Origin of the sequence: Streptococcus sp. DD04, assembly GCF_001578725.1 — a bacterium.
Classification (GTDB): Bacteria; Bacillota; Bacilli; order Lactobacillales; family Streptococcaceae; genus Streptococcus; species Streptococcus sinensis.
In genome coordinates this window covers 451,551-465,213 of sequence record NZ_KQ968976.1, presented here as the reverse complement: position 1 = coordinate 465,213, position 13,663 = coordinate 451,551, and the positions used below count along the sequence as shown (strand labels likewise).

The window sequence follows — 13,663 nt, the reverse complement described above, 5'->3', positions numbered from 1 at the left end:
GTTTGTGCATAAATGTACGCAAGAATAGTATGACTAGGAATAATCTGGAAAGGAGTCAGTTATGTCTCAACTGCAACGAATCCAAAAAATGGAAGAACATCTGAATAAATATTCTCAGGTCTTGGTGAAAGCTCAGGCAGCTTTAGCTGAGCTGGAGCGCTGTCAGTCAGATTATATCCAGCTGCGGGACTACTACACCAGTCAGGATTTTTTCGATGACCTGGCATTTTCTAATGGACCAGACTTTCCTGAGGATGTAGCCTGCGGTGTCCTAGCCGAAGATACCGTCTATGACCTGATGGGCGAACATTTCCAGACCGCCCTGACCTTGTTGGATATATCCAGTGCCATGCTGAAAGAGCGATGAAATCCTATTTAATGTCATTATGAAAGAAATGGAAAATTAATTTTTTTCCATTTTTCTCTTGCTTTTTCATAAAAATTCGGGTAGAATAATCAAAAATAAATTGAAAGCGATGAGAGAACTTGTTTAAGAAAAGTTAAAAAATAAAGAACAGAGAGTGCCGGTAGCTGAAAAAGCACACCATTCTTAAACGTCACATTCTTGAGTGCGGATGCGAAATCACAGTAGTGTCCGACGGCTGATTCCCGTTACGAATCTGGAGTCTCGTACTCTGTGAGGGTTCTCAGGCGACTGAGGACCGAATAAAGGTGGAACCGCGTGTCAACGTCCTTGCAAGATAGATTTTTTGCGAGGGCTTTTTATTATTTTCTAAACAACAGATGATTGAAACTAATATGTATTGATAAATAGCGATGTGAAAGTGAGGTAGTAGTATGATCAAACTAAAAGGTCTCAGGCAGATTCAGCCCTATGTGGCAGGGCAGCAGCCTCAGGAAAACAATATGATTAAGCTCAATACCAATGAGAATGCCTACGGTCCCAGCCCTAAGGTGGCAGAGGCCTTGCGAAGCTTTGATGCCCATGAGCTGCGGCGCTACTCTAGCCTAGATCAGGTAGCTCTTTCTCAGGCCTTAGCAGTCAATCTAGGTGTCAGCCCTGACCAGCTTATTATTGGCAATGGCAGCGATGATATCCTGTCCATGGCCTTCTTGGCCTTCTTTAATAGTGGAGAGCCAATCCTCTTTCCTGACCTGACTTACGGATTTTATAAGGTTTGGGCAGATCTCTACCATGTGCCTTTTAGGGAAATACCGCTGGCAGAGGATTTTACGGTGCGGACGGCCGATTATCTGGGGGGGAATGGTGGTATTATCCTAGCCAATCCTAATGCTCCGACAGGGATTTACAAGTCTCTGGAAGAATTGGAGGAGATTTTGGTGGGCAACTCAGATGTGGTGGTTGTAGTGGATGAAGCCTATATTCATTTTGGTGGTCAATCTGCCCTACCTCTCTTAGATAAGTATTCCAATCTCTTTATCACTCGGACTTTTTCCAAGGATGCGGCCTTAGCTGGTCTGCGGGTGGGTTATGGTATTGGTCATCCAGATTTGATTGCTGTCATGAAGGCAATCAAGGACTCTATCAATCCCTATTCGGTGGATATGCTGGCAGAACGTTTGGCTCTTGCGGCAGTAGAGGATTGGGCCTATTACCAAAAGACCGGTCAAGCCATCCAAAAAACTCGGGACTGGTTTGCGGCAGAATTATCCCAGCTGGATTTTCAGGTTCTGCCCAGTCAAACCAATTTTATTCTAGCAAAACCTAGTCAGATTCTTGCGTCAGCCCTTTTCCAAGAACTCCAAGAGCGCAAAATCTATGTGCGCTATTTCCCGAAAGTAGCGCGTATTAAGGACTACTTGCGCATTTCTATTGGCATCCAAGAGGAAATGGAGAGGGTGCTGGCGGCCATCAAAGATATTATCAGGACAAGTGAGGAAACCAGCCTATGAACCTGCCTATCAATAAAATAACCCTCCCCAATGGCATGCACGACAAGCTCTTTAAGCGAGCTCGTGTAACCTATGAGATTGAGCATGCAATCAGCGATTTTCTCATAGCTCAGGGATTCAATCGGATTGATACGCCAACCTTGGAGCACTTTGAAGTTTTCAGTGACCAGGTGGAGCCCTACCATTATCATCTTTTTGATAAGAAGGGGGAATTGCTGGCGCTGCGGCCGGATGTAACCAGCCAGATTGGCCGAGTAATCGCTTCGACGAGAGTCCATACTCCGACTAAATTTTCTTACTCTGGCAAGGTTTTTCATTATCATGAGGAGCTACGCGGTTTGTTAAATGAGCAGAGTCAGGCTGGTATCGAAATTATTGGCTATCCAGCCAGAGAGGCTGTGTTGGAGGCTATTCAGTCAGCCAAACAGGCTTTAGATCTAGCACCAGTTCAGTCCTATCAGTTTGAGTTTTCTCATGCAGCAGTGCTAGAAACAGTCTTAGTTACTTTGGATTTGGACCAGCCTGAGGAGGATCAACTATTGGATCTAATCCGCCGGAAAAATATGACGGGACTGTATGAATTTACAGCTCGCAGACCGAGTTCCTTTGATCGACTGCTTCAGGAGCTGCCCAATCTCTTTGGCCCCAGTCAGTTTGTATTAGAAAAAGCACGGAAATTAATTAAAAACGAAGAGCTTCTCCAAGCCCTTGAAGAGATTGAATGGGTTTTAGACAAAGTATCAGATTTATTTCCTCAGACAGCAATCGATCTGGGTCAAGTTCCAAGTCTTCCCTACTATACTGGTCTGACCTTTAAGGTTTTCGGTGAGCGAGTGCCTGATGCCTTCCTGTCTGGCGGTCGCTATGATAAGCTCTTTGAACGTTTCGGAGCAGAGGAATTGACGGCCATTGGCTGGTCCTTGAATATCGACAGTGTCTATCAAGCTATCCACGATGATCTGCCGGATGAGGCGGCAAAGGAGGCGCAATCATGAGTCAGATTACGATTGCCCTGACCAAGGGGCGGATTGAGAAAGATACGATTAAATTGTTAAGTCGGGCTGGCTTTGATCTGAGTTTTATGGCAGACAAGGGACGCAATCTCATTTTTGAAAGTCCAGACGGCCGTTTTCGTTTTCTGCTGGTTAAGGGACCAGATGTGACCACCTATGTGCGCCACGGAGTAGCTGATTTGGGGATTGTTGGTAAAGATATTCTCTTTGAGCATCCGACCGGCTATCTGGAGATGCTAGATCTGAACTTTGGCCTTTGTAAATTTTCTCTTGCCTCGGTGCCCAGCTATGATCCACATGATCACAAGCGAAAGCGGATTGCGACCAAGTACCCGACAGTGGCGACTGATTATTTTAATCAAAAGGGGGAGGATGTGGAAATTATTTCCATCCAGGGCAGTGTGGAAATTGCACCAGTTCTGGGCTTGGCGGATGCTATTGTCGATATTGTGGAGACTGGCAATACCCTAGTAGCCAATGGTTTGGTTGTTTTTGATGATATCTGTCGAGTTTCAGCTCGGCTCATTGCCAATCAGGCTTCCTTGAAAAATAACCCAGACCTGATGCCCTTTGTCGCAAAGATTGAATCCCTAGTAGGAAGAAGAGAGGTGGCTTTTAAATGACAATTATCAAGCGTTTGAGTGGAAGTAATGAAGAAATTTCACAGATTTTATATAAAGAGCAGCTGCAGCTCAGCCAGCAAAACTTAGATGTAGAAGAAGTGGTGGCTGAGATTATTGAAACGGTTAAACGAGATGGTGACCAAGCTTTAAGGAACTATACCAAGCTCTTTGACAAGGTTGAGGTGACCGACTTTGAAGTTAAGCAGGAGCTGATTGATCAGGCTTTTGAGGAGATTGACCCAGAGGTCTTGGCCGCCTTGAAGAATGCCCAAGCTAATATCGAATCCTACCACCGCCAGCAATTGGAGACAGGTTTTGAAGATAGTCCAAGCGAGGGTGTTATCCGTGGTCAGTTGATTCGGCCGATTGAGCGTGTTGGCACCTATGTACCTGGGGGCACCGCAGCCTATCCATCCTCTGTTCTTATGAATGTTATCCCAGCCAAAATTGCCGGTGTTAAAGAAATTATCATGATCACACCGCCGCAGGAGCACTTTACTCCAGCGATTTTGGTTGCAGCAAAATTGGCGGGTGTGGATCGGATTTTTCAAGTGGGCGGCGCTCAAGGTGTGGCGGCTCTGGCTTATGGAACTGAGACCATTCCCAAGGTGGATAAAATTACTGGGCCGGGAAATATCTTTGTAGCAACAGCCAAAAAGATGGTCTATGGTGTCGTGGGAATTGACATGATTGCCGGGCCTTCGGAGATTGGAGTCATTGCCGATAGTTCAGCCAGTCCAGTCTATGTGGCAGCTGATCTCCTGTCGCAAGCTGAGCACGACAAGCTGGCTCGGGCTATTCTGGTGACTGACTCAGAGGAGCTGGCAAATCAGGTCGAAGCAGAGCTGGATAGACAGCTGAAAGAGTTGCCGCGAGAGGAAATCGCACGTGCTTCGATTGAGAACAACGGCCGCATCATCCTTGCACCTTCTAAGGAAGCCATGTTTGAGCTTATGAATCAGGTGGCACCTGAGCATTTAGAGATTGCTATGGACGATGCTTACAGCTATCTGGATCAGGTTGAAAATGCTGGCTCCGTCTTTCTGGGGCATTATACCAGTGAGCCAATCGGGGATTACTATGCAGGAGCCAATCACGTCTTGCCGACGACCAGCACCAGCCGCTTTTCATCAGCTCTGGGAGTCTATGACTTTATCAAGCGCATCCAGTACACGCAGTACAGCAGAGAAGCCGTCTGGGCAGCGGAAAAAGATATCACCAAGCTGGCTTATGCGGAAGGCTTGCAGGCTCACGCCCGAGCCATCGAATCCCGCAGGCTGGAAAAATAGGAGGACAAGTTATGAGACAAGCTGAAATCAAGCGCAAAACACAGGAAACGGATATATATTTATCACTCAATCTGGACCAGCAGGAACCTGTTCAGATTGAAACCGGTGTCGGATTCTTTGACCACATGTTGACCCTCTTTGCTCGCCACAGCCGAATCTCTCTGACGGTCAAGGCTGAAGGTGATCTCTGGGTGGACAGCCACCATACGGTGGAAGATGTAGGTATTGTGCTGGGGCAGGCTTTTCGTCAGGCACTGGGAGACAAGGCTGGCATTAACCGCTATGGCACTAGCTTTGTGCCTATGGATGAAACGCTAGGTATGGCTAGTCTGGACTTATCAGGCCGTTCCTACCTAGTCTTTGACGCAGCCTTTGATAATCCCAAGTTAGGGAGTTTTGACACTGAGCTAGTGGAGGAATTTTTCCAAGCTCTAGCATTCAATCTGCAGATGAATCTGCACTTGAAAATCCTGCATGGCAAGAACAGCCACCACAAGGCGGAAAGTCTCTTTAAAGCAACTGGACGAGCTCTGCGCGAGGCTATCACCTTCAATCCCGAGATTCATGGGGTTAATTCGACCAAGGGAATGCTCTAAATCTCATTTCTCCACTCAAGAAGGAAACAGATATGATAATTGTAATTGATTATGATGCAGGCAATACAGCCAATGTGTTGCGGGCTTTGGCTGCTATTGGTGCAGAAGCTAGTCTGTCTGCTGATCCGAAGGAAATTTTAGCTGCTGATGGCTTGATTTTGCCGGGAGTCGGTGCCTTTCGGACGGCTATGCAGGAGCTGCAGAAGCGGGATTTGATTGGTCCTATACAGGAGGCTATATCTGGCGGAAAGCCCTTCTTGGGTATCTGCCTAGGCATGCAGCTCTTGTTGGAGGCCGGGCTGGAAAATGGACAAACTTCAGGGTTGGGCTTTATTCCCGGTGTCTGCCGTCGGATTCCGGCTCGGGCTGGTCTGCCTGTACCTCACATGGGCTGGAATGACTTGCAAATCCAGCAGGCATCTGCTCTGACAGATCGCTTGCAAGGGGAGGCTGTTTATTTTGTTCACAGCTACTATACAGATGTAGATCAGGAATATCTAGATGCGACAGCTGACTATGGCTTTCCAGTGCCGGCCATGATTCATAAGGGTTCAGTCTTTGGCTGTCAATTTCACCCAGAAAAATCAGGCCAGGTAGGCCTAGAAATCTTACGAAATTTTAAGGAGTATGTCTATGAGGATTCTACCAGCGATTGATATCAAAGACGGACAAGCCGTCCGACTTTTCAAAGGTGATTTTAGCCAAAAGACCGTGGTAAATCCTGATGTCTTGGCTCAGGCTCTGCTTTTTAAGGAAGCTGGCATCTACATGATTCATGTGGTAGACTTGGATGGAGCTCTGGAAGGTCGGGCTGCCAATCGTGATTTGATTGCCCGTATCAAGGCGGAGACAGGTCTGGCTATCCAAGTCGGCGGCGGTATCCGCAGTCTAGAACAGATTGAAGATTACCTATCAGTCGGAATTGACCGTGTCATCATCGGGTCCATGGCAGTCAAGAATCCGGCCTTTGTAGAAACGGCCCTCCAGCGTTTTGGCAGTGATAAGATTGTTGTTGGTATTGATGCTAAAAAGGGTTTGGTTGCAACCGAGGGCTGGCTGGAAACCAGCGACCAAGACTATGTCAGTCTGGCTCTGGCTATGGAAAAAATCGGTGTTCGGCTCTTCGTCTATACAGATGTGGATCGAGACGGAACTCTGACCGGTCCCAATATCCAACATTACCAAGAATTGCTGAAAGCTCTAAAACAAGCTCGGGTTATTGCCTCTGGCGGTATCCAATCAGCAGAAGATTTAGAGGAGCTGAAAAAGTTGGGCTTGGCTGGTGCCATTGTGGGTAAGGCTTACTATCAGGGAAATATCTCACTAAGCCAATTAAAGGAAATAGACGAGGATTAGCTATGTTGAAAAAACGAATCATTCCCTGTCTGGATGTTAAGGACGGCCGGGTAGTTAAGGGGATTAACTTTGTCAATCTGACCGATGTCGGAGATCCGGTCGATGCTGCCAAAGCTTACTATGAGGCTGGCTGTGACGAGCTGGTTTTTCTGGATATTACGGCTACCCATGAAGAGCGGGACACGACGGTCGAGATGGTTCGGCGCGTGGCGGAGCAGGTCTTCATTCCCTTTACTGTCGGTGGTGGCATTCGCACGGTTGAGGATATGAATAAGATGCTCAAGGCTGGGGCGGATAAGGTGGCAGTTAATTCCTCGGCGATAGCCAATCCTCAACTTTTGGCGGACTGTGCTGAGAAATTCGGCAGTCAATGTGTAGTGCTGGCTGTTGATGCTAAGAAAGAAGCGGATGGCAGCTGGCATGTCTATCTGGCTGGGGGTCGCAAGGACAGCGGTCGGGATCTTTTAGACTGGGTACAAGAAGCCGTCCGTCTGGGGGTAGGAGAGATTCTTCTGACCAGCATGGACAAGGATGGGACCAAGTCTGGTTTTGATTTGCCTATGCTGGAAGCCGTTTCTCAAGTCGTGTCGGTACCTATTATTGCTTCGGGCGGAGCTGGCAATAGTCAGCACATTCTAGAAGTTTTTGAAAAGACTGCGGCAACTGGAGCCTTGGCGGCTTCGATTTTCCATTATGGAGAGGTTTCCATCGCAGAGACCAAAAAAGCCATGCAGGAAGCTGGATTGGAGGTGCGCATTTGATGGCAGAAGTAAAACTGGATTTTCAAAAGCAAGGCGGTCTCATACCTGCTATTATCCTAGACCACACCAGCAAAGAAGTCCTCATGCTGGCCTATCTCAATGAAGAAGCCTACCAGCTGACTCGAACCAGTGGTCAGATGTGGTACTGGAGCCGGTCGCGTCAAGAGCTTTGGCATAAGGGAGCCACCAGCGGCCACTATCAAACTGTCAAAAAAATCACAGCTGACTGTGACCTAGATACCCTGCTGATTGAAGTTGAGCAGCTAGGAGCAGCCTGCCATACGGGTGCTAAGTCCTGCTTTTTCCATCCAATCTGGGATGAGCAAGATGATGCAATGGAATAAAGGCTCCCTTCGTTTACTTTTAGTGTGTACTTAAGGTAGAAATATAACTGACCAAGTCAGTGTCAAGCTATCAGTCTGCCATCGGAAAGAATTGATTTGTATAGTAAAATCAGAATTGTAATAAAGGAGATACTATGCTAGAAACCCTCTATCAAGAAGCCCTCAAACGCAAAAAAGAGCCCAAGGAAGGCTCCTATACCAGCTATCTCTATGACAAGGGGCTGGACAAGATTCTCAAAAAGGTCGGTGAAGAAGCAACGGAGGTAGTCATTGCAGCTAAAAATGCTGACAAGGACGAGATAGCCAATGAAACAGCTGATCTGCTCTACCATCTGGCGGTCGCTCTCGTTGAGACTGGGGTCAGTCTAGAGGAGGTGGAGGCTGTCCTCCAAGCTCGTCAGGGCAAGCAAAGCCGGATTCACGACCGACCAACCATTGACAATTACTAAACGGATACGAGATTAGCAGAAAGGCGGATAAGCATGCGCGACAACCATCTTCATACTTATTTTTCCTATGATTCTGAGGCGGATTTCTGTGACTATCTGGACCATTATGAGGGGGAGATTGTCACTACCGAGCATTATGATTTGTCCAATCCCTACCCTTACCAAGCTGCTTTGCCTCATGATGATGTGCCTGACTATACGGCCTATTCAGCAAAAATAGCAGAGCTGAACAAACAATATGACAACCGCATCAAAAAGGGCATTGAAATCGGCTATTATGCTCCGCGTAAAGACGATATCCTAGCTTTCCTAGCGGACAAGGATTATGATCTCAAGCTCCTATCTGTCCACCACAATGGCAGTTTTGACTATCTGGAAGATCCGGTCTTGCAGCTGGACAAGATGGAGCTGGTTCCCCGCTACCTAAGAGAGCTGGAAGAGGCTATCGAGGCTGTGCCAGCAGATGTACTAGCTCACTTTGACTATGGTTTCCGAAAATTTGAGCTTACCGTAGAGGAATTGAAAAGATTTGAGCCTCAGCTGCGACAGCTTTTTAAAAAGATGATTGATTATGGTCTGGCCTTTGAGCTTAACTGCAAGTCCATGTACCTCTATGGACACGAGGAACTCTATATCTACGCTCTCTCTCTCGTCAAGGAGCTGGGCGGTCAGCGCTTTTCAGTGGGCTCCGACGGTCACAAACTAGAGCATTTTCGACTTAAGTTTGACCACGTGGCTCAAATCCTCGCTGATGCCGGTATTGAGGAAGCCCAATTGATTTAAAGCATCCCGCGCGCCTTCTCCATCATCTACTAAACGCATTTTTTGAATTTCAATCAGAATATGATATACTTAAGTGAATTAGAAAATACAAAAATTTGTTGATGTAGGAGAAAAAATGGCAGAGCCAGTGAAATTATTTCAGTATAATACCCTGGGAGCTTTGATGGCTGGACTTTATGGAGGGAGTATGACAATCGGTGAGCTCCTGAAATACGGCGATTTGGGGATTGGTACACTGGATTCCATTGACGGGGAGTTGATTGTTCTTGATGGGAAGGCCTATCAGGCGAAAGGTTCTGGAGATGCACCAGAAGTTGTGGAGGTCTCAGATGATGTGACTGTTCCTTACGCTGCGGTTGTTCCCCATCAGGCGGAAGTCATTTTCCGGCAGCGTTTTGAAATGACAGACGCGGAGCTGGAAAAGCGGATTGAATCCTATTATGATGGGGAAAATCTATTTCGCTCCATCAAGATTCACGGGGACTTTGCTCACATGCATGTGCGGATGATTCCAAAATCAACCTCAGAAAAAAAGTTTGCTGAGGTGGCAGTGAGTCAGCCGGAGTACCATGCGGACAATGTTTCTGGAACCATTGTTGGATTTTGGACACCCGAAATTTTTCATGGTGTCAGTGTAGCGGGATATCATCTTCACTTTATTTCGGATGACCACACCTTTGGAGGTCACGTATTGGATTTTGTTATAAAAGAGGGGATCGTGGAGCTGGGAGCCGTAGATCAGTTGGATCAGCGCTTCCCAGTCCAAGATCGCAAATACCTTTTTGCCAAGTTCAATCTTGATGAAATGAAAGAAGATATTCATAAAGCGGAGTAGTTTTTGAACGAAAAGTGTAAATTTTTATAGGGAAAATTAGATTGGAGCAGTCATGATTTATTTAGTAAATGCCAGTCCAAATAAGGACGGAAATAGTGTAAAATTCGCTGAGAAATTTCTTGTTGGAAAAGAATTTGAAACTGTGCACTTAGTGGATTATCATATTGAGCAATATGGTCAAAAAGCAGAGCAGGATCAGTTCTTTCAAGTATATGAAAAGTTAAGTCAAGCGGATGTCCTCGTTTTCACAAGCCCGATTTATTGGTGGTCATTTTCTGGACTTCTCAAGACATTCTTAGACCGAGTTGCAGATGTACCTTATCCGACTGAAGCACTGAAAGATAAGCAGGTGTTCTTCCTTCTCCAAGGCTCACAACCAAGCAAAGAAGTTGAAATGTTAGACTATGTTATGAATCGTTTTTGTAGTAATTATGGTTTGCAATACCAAGGCCTAGCTGTCAGTGATTACGAGCTAAACGAGATTGAGGGCTGGGAACTAGCTCCTCTGCAGGAAAAATTAGTACAAGTTGTCGAAAAATAATAAAGCTAAAGCAAAAGATTTCTGATTAGTAATCTACTTGGGAAACTAATTTCAAATGCTGAAATAGGATAAAAAAAACGAACAAAAATCATTTTGGTAAGAGAACCAATTTGAATTTGTTCGTTTTCTTGCTTTATTTTGACAAGCTCTTATACTGAATCGCTTGAAAGGGCGATTTTTATCTTTTCTATATCATTGAAAAATAGCGCTAAATCCGCTATAATAGGTAGGTTGAAAGGATTGGAATACTCCGATGTAAAATATAAAAAGTTCTACTAACATTCACCATTATCCTAAAATGAAAGAAAGAGAAGAAGATGACTTTACAAGAAGAAATTAAGAAACGCCGAACCTTTGCCATTATCTCCCACCCGGACGCGGGGAAGACGACTATCACCGAGCAGCTGCTCTACTTTGGTGGTGAGATTCGAGAGGCTGGAACGGTTAAGGGAAAAAAGACTGGTAATTTTGCCAAATCTGACTGGATGGATATTGAGAAGCAGCGGGGGATTTCTGTAACCTCTTCTGTCATGCAGTTTGATTACGATGGCAAACGGGTTAATATCCTAGACACACCAGGGCACGAGGATTTCTCAGAAGATACGTATCGGACCTTGATGGCGGTGGATGCTGCGGTCATGGTTGTTGACTCTGCCAAGGGTATTGAGGCTCAGACCAAGAAGCTCTTTGAGGTTGTCAAACACCGTGGAATTCCGGTCTTCACTTTTATGAACAAGCTGGACCGTGACGGTCGCGAGCCCTTGGACTTGTTGGAAGAACTGGAAGAGATTTTGGGCATTGCCAGCTACCCGATGAATTGGCCGATTGGGATGGGGAAAAGCTTTGAAGGACTTTATGACCTCTACAATGAGCGGCTGGAGCTTTATAAGGGTGAGGAGCGCTTTGCGACTCTGGCAGAAGGTGACCAGCTTTTTGCTTCCAATCCTTTCTATGAGCAAGTCAAAGAAGATATTGAGCTCTTGAGCGAAGCTGGAAATGAATTCTCAGAAGAAGCGATTTTGGAGGGCAAGCTGACACCTGTTTTCTTTGGCTCAGCCCTGACCAACTTTGGTGTGCAGACTTTCTTGGAAACCTTCCTCAAGTTTGCTCCTGAACCGCATGGCCACAAGAAGACAGACGGTGAGGTGGTTGAGCCACTCAGCCCAGACTTTTCAGGTTTTGTCTTTAAAATTCAGGCCAATATGGATCCGCGCCACCGCGACCGTATCGCTTTTGTCCGTATCGTTTCTGGCGAGTTTGAGCGAGGTATGAGTGTCAATCTGCCTCGCACTGGCAAGTCCGCCAAGCTGTCTAATGTCACCCAGTTTATGGCCGAGAGTCGGGAAAATGTGACCAATGCCGTGGCTGGTGATATTATCGGGGTTTACGATACCGGGACTTATCAGGTCGGCGACACTCTGACTGTAGGCAAGAATAAGTTTGAATTTGAGCCTCTGCCAACCTTTACTCCTGAAATCTTTATGAAGGTTTCAGCTAAGAATGTCATGAAACAAAAATCCTTCCATAAGGGGATTGAGCAATTGGTGCAAGAGGGGGCCATTCAGCTATATACTAATTACCAGACTGGTGAGTATATGCTAGGCGCTGTGGGTCAGCTCCAGTTTGAAGTCTTCAAGCACCGTATGGAAAATGAATACAATGCTGAAGTGGTTATGAGCCCAATGGGTAAAAAGACGGTTCGCTGGATTTCACCAGATGACCTGGACGAACGCATGTCTTCTAGCCGGAACATTCTAGCCAAAGACCGCTTTGACCAGCCTGTCTTCCTCTTTGAAAATGACTTCGCCCTGCGCTGGTTTGCGGACAAGTATCCGGATGTTAAGTTGGAAGAGAAGATGTGATTCCGATGCAGAGCCCGTTAGAAAAGCGAGAAGAAAATAGGAAAATTGACGAAGGAACCAGAGTTCCTAGAAGATTTTATCTTTTTCTCGACGCTTTTAGGGCGTGTTCAGTTTAGCTTGTTCCTTTCCGAGGATTTAGTCCAAACTCAATTAGAGAAAATGTAATACAGCAAGTCTACTTGATTGCAGAGCAATCTAAGTAGGCTACGGCAAGTCCTATGTGACTTGCCTAGCTGCTTTACTAACTGCGTTTGGCAAATAATATCGATTTACTTGGTTTCTTGTCGTGACATAAGATATTTGACTATGAAGTTATGGTGGGGGAGCTAGGCGTTAGCTACTAGACAATTATTCTACAGTTCAGAAAGGAGTTCCATGTTTCTGGAAAGAAAACTAAAGGACCAGTCTGTTTGGATCAACATTGACGCAGATGATGTCGAAAAGAATGAACAGATTTATCAGGATTATAATATCGACCTTGAAACTATCGAGTATGCGCTGGATAAAAACGAGCGGGCTCACATGGACTACAACCGTGAGAATGGAACGGTTCTTTTCATCTATAGTGTGTTGAATTTGGCGACAGAAAAAGATTATTACGAAACCTTGCCCATGACCTTTATTGTCCAAAGTAATCGTCTGATTACGATTAGTAATGAGGACAATGCCTATGTGGTCGATATAATGAAGGCCTACATGGAGCATCATGAGCCCGTATCGGTCTATAAGTTTCTTTTTGCCAGTCTGGAGTTGATTTCTAATTCTTACTATCCAGTCATTGAGCAGCTGGACAAGCGCAAGGATGAGATTAACCGGATTTTGCGTCAGAAAACTACCAAAAAGCACCTGTTTTCCCTCTCGGACTTAGAAACCTCCATGGTCTATCTGGTGGCAGCAGCCAAGCAAAACAACATGCTTTTGGAGCACATCAAGAGTCATGCCGTTTATCGTGGCTTTGATGAACTAGAAACCGAGCAATTTGAGGATGCGATGATTGAGGCACGTCAGCTGGTTTCAATGACGGATTTGATTGCTCAGGTTCTTAGCCAGCTTTCGGGCTCCTACAATAATATCCTGAACAACAATCTGAATGATAATTTGACTGTCTTGACCATTATTTCGGTTCTTCTGGCAGTTCTAGCCGTTATCACTGGCTTCTTTGGCATGAATGTGCCCCTGCCTTGGGCAACAGACAAGAATGCCTGGCTTTACATTGTCACCATCAGTATTATTCTTTGGGTTCTTCTGACCAAGCTCCTCAACTGGGTGGTCAATAAAGAGTAATTTATAAAATACGATTAACGAATGAGGTGTTTTAGCTTCATTCGTTTTTTTT

At 45.8% G+C, this 13,663-nt stretch carries 16 protein-coding genes; all 16 read left to right on the top strand.

Annotated elements, in window-relative coordinates; all coding sequences use genetic code 11:
- Window positions 1-61 precede the first annotated feature (61 nt).
- Window positions 62-367 carry a DUF4298 domain-containing protein gene (locus STRDD04_RS02265; RefSeq protein WP_062198982.1) on the top strand — a complete coding sequence of 102 codons (306 nt, stop codon included), beginning with the start codon at window positions 62-64 and terminating at the stop codon, window positions 365-367.
- A gap of 431 nt (window positions 368-798) precedes the next feature.
- The gene (gene hisC / locus STRDD04_RS02260; protein WP_062198980.1) at window positions 799-1,875 is read left to right on the top strand and encodes a histidinol-phosphate transaminase; all 1,077 of its coding nucleotides are present in this window, start codon (window positions 799-801) and stop codon (window positions 1,873-1,875) included.
- Between the two features lie 8 nt (window positions 1,876-1,883).
- A complete protein-coding gene (locus STRDD04_RS02255; RefSeq protein ID WP_062199202.1) occupies window positions 1,884-2,870 on the top strand; it encodes an ATP phosphoribosyltransferase regulatory subunit in 987 nt (328 codons plus the stop codon).
- Complete coding sequence (gene hisG, locus STRDD04_RS02250; protein WP_037615618.1) at window positions 2,867-3,511, top strand: ATP phosphoribosyltransferase; 645 nt, start codon at window positions 2,867-2,869, stop codon at window positions 3,509-3,511. The genes STRDD04_RS02255 and hisG overlap by 4 nt, the downstream gene beginning before the upstream one ends.
- A complete protein-coding gene (gene hisD, locus STRDD04_RS02245) occupies window positions 3,508-4,800 on the top strand; it encodes a histidinol dehydrogenase (RefSeq protein ID WP_082757325.1) in 1,293 nt (430 codons plus the stop codon). The genes hisG and hisD overlap by 4 nt, the downstream gene beginning before the upstream one ends.
- 11 nt (window positions 4,801-4,811) lie before the next feature.
- Window positions 4,812-5,396, top strand: coding sequence for an imidazoleglycerol-phosphate dehydratase HisB (gene hisB / locus STRDD04_RS02240; protein ID WP_062198978.1), 585 nt, complete (start codon window positions 4,812-4,814; stop codon window positions 5,394-5,396).
- 32 nt (window positions 5,397-5,428) lie between these two features.
- Window positions 5,429-6,052: an imidazole glycerol phosphate synthase subunit HisH gene (hisH, locus tag STRDD04_RS02235; RefSeq protein ID WP_062198976.1), complete on the top strand. Its 624-nt coding sequence runs from the start codon at window positions 5,429-5,431 to the stop codon at window positions 6,050-6,052.
- Window positions 6,030-6,752, top strand: coding sequence for a 1-(5-phosphoribosyl)-5-[(5-phosphoribosylamino)methylideneamino]imidazole-4-carboxamide isomerase (gene hisA, locus STRDD04_RS02230; RefSeq protein WP_062198974.1), 723 nt, complete (start codon window positions 6,030-6,032; stop codon window positions 6,750-6,752). The genes hisH and hisA overlap by 23 nt, the downstream gene beginning before the upstream one ends.
- A gap of 2 nt (window positions 6,753-6,754) precedes the next feature.
- A complete protein-coding gene (gene hisF, locus STRDD04_RS02225) occupies window positions 6,755-7,513 on the top strand; it encodes an imidazole glycerol phosphate synthase subunit HisF (protein WP_062198972.1) in 759 nt (252 codons plus the stop codon).
- Window positions 7,513-7,857 carry a phosphoribosyl-AMP cyclohydrolase gene (hisI, locus tag STRDD04_RS02220; RefSeq protein ID WP_062198970.1) on the top strand — a complete coding sequence of 115 codons (345 nt, stop codon included), beginning with the start codon at window positions 7,513-7,515 and terminating at the stop codon, window positions 7,855-7,857. The genes hisF and hisI overlap by 1 nt, the downstream gene beginning before the upstream one ends.
- A gap of 134 nt (window positions 7,858-7,991) precedes the next feature.
- Window positions 7,992-8,306: a phosphoribosyl-ATP diphosphatase gene (gene hisE, locus STRDD04_RS02215; RefSeq protein ID WP_062198968.1), complete on the top strand. Its 315-nt coding sequence runs from the start codon at window positions 7,992-7,994 to the stop codon at window positions 8,304-8,306.
- Window positions 8,307-8,339: 33 nt separating this feature from the next.
- Window positions 8,340-9,089, top strand: coding sequence for a PHP domain-containing protein (locus STRDD04_RS02210; RefSeq protein WP_062198966.1), 750 nt, complete (start codon window positions 8,340-8,342; stop codon window positions 9,087-9,089).
- A 115-nt stretch (window positions 9,090-9,204) separates the two neighbouring features.
- Entirely contained in the window at window positions 9,205-9,924 is a 720-nt protein-coding gene (budA, locus tag STRDD04_RS02205; protein ID WP_037615591.1) for an acetolactate decarboxylase, read from the top strand.
- A gap of 52 nt (window positions 9,925-9,976) precedes the next feature.
- The gene (locus STRDD04_RS02200) at window positions 9,977-10,465 is read left to right on the top strand and encodes a flavodoxin family protein (RefSeq protein WP_062198964.1); all 489 of its coding nucleotides are present in this window, start codon (window positions 9,977-9,979) and stop codon (window positions 10,463-10,465) included.
- Between the two features lie 317 nt (window positions 10,466-10,782).
- Complete coding sequence (locus STRDD04_RS02195; protein ID WP_062198962.1) at window positions 10,783-12,327, top strand: peptide chain release factor 3; 1,545 nt, start codon at window positions 10,783-10,785, stop codon at window positions 12,325-12,327.
- A 375-nt stretch (window positions 12,328-12,702) separates the two neighbouring features.
- The gene (locus STRDD04_RS02190; RefSeq protein ID WP_062198960.1) at window positions 12,703-13,611 is read left to right on the top strand and encodes a magnesium transporter CorA family protein; all 909 of its coding nucleotides are present in this window, start codon (window positions 12,703-12,705) and stop codon (window positions 13,609-13,611) included.
- The last annotated feature ends 52 nt before the right edge of the window (window positions 13,612-13,663 follow it).

Coding starts and splice junctions, on each gene's coding strand:
- STRDD04_RS02265 (WP_062198982.1), top strand. CDS start 62: ATGTCTCAACTGCAACGAATCCAAAAAATGGAAGAACATCTGAATAAA.
- hisC (WP_062198980.1), top strand. CDS start 799: ATGATCAAACTAAAAGGTCTCAGGCAGATTCAGCCCTATGTGGCAGGG.
- hisG (WP_037615618.1), top strand. CDS start 2,867: ATGAGTCAGATTACGATTGCCCTGACCAAGGGGCGGATTGAGAAAGAT.
- hisD (WP_082757325.1), top strand. CDS start 3,508: ATGACAATTATCAAGCGTTTGAGTGGAAGTAATGAAGAAATTTCACAG.
- hisB (WP_062198978.1), top strand. CDS start 4,812: ATGAGACAAGCTGAAATCAAGCGCAAAACACAGGAAACGGATATATAT.
- hisH (WP_062198976.1), top strand. CDS start 5,429: ATGATAATTGTAATTGATTATGATGCAGGCAATACAGCCAATGTGTTG.
- hisA (WP_062198974.1), top strand. CDS start 6,030: ATGAGGATTCTACCAGCGATTGATATCAAAGACGGACAAGCCGTCCGA.
- hisF (WP_062198972.1), top strand. CDS start 6,755: ATGTTGAAAAAACGAATCATTCCCTGTCTGGATGTTAAGGACGGCCGG.
- hisI (WP_062198970.1), top strand. CDS start 7,513: ATGGCAGAAGTAAAACTGGATTTTCAAAAGCAAGGCGGTCTCATACCT.
- hisE (WP_062198968.1), top strand. CDS start 7,992: ATGCTAGAAACCCTCTATCAAGAAGCCCTCAAACGCAAAAAAGAGCCC.
- STRDD04_RS02210 (WP_062198966.1), top strand. CDS start 8,340: ATGCGCGACAACCATCTTCATACTTATTTTTCCTATGATTCTGAGGCG.
- budA (WP_037615591.1), top strand. CDS start 9,205: ATGGCAGAGCCAGTGAAATTATTTCAGTATAATACCCTGGGAGCTTTG.
- STRDD04_RS02200 (WP_062198964.1), top strand. CDS start 9,977: ATGATTTATTTAGTAAATGCCAGTCCAAATAAGGACGGAAATAGTGTA.
- STRDD04_RS02195 (WP_062198962.1), top strand. CDS start 10,783: ATGACTTTACAAGAAGAAATTAAGAAACGCCGAACCTTTGCCATTATC.
- STRDD04_RS02190 (WP_062198960.1), top strand. CDS start 12,703: ATGTTTCTGGAAAGAAAACTAAAGGACCAGTCTGTTTGGATCAACATT.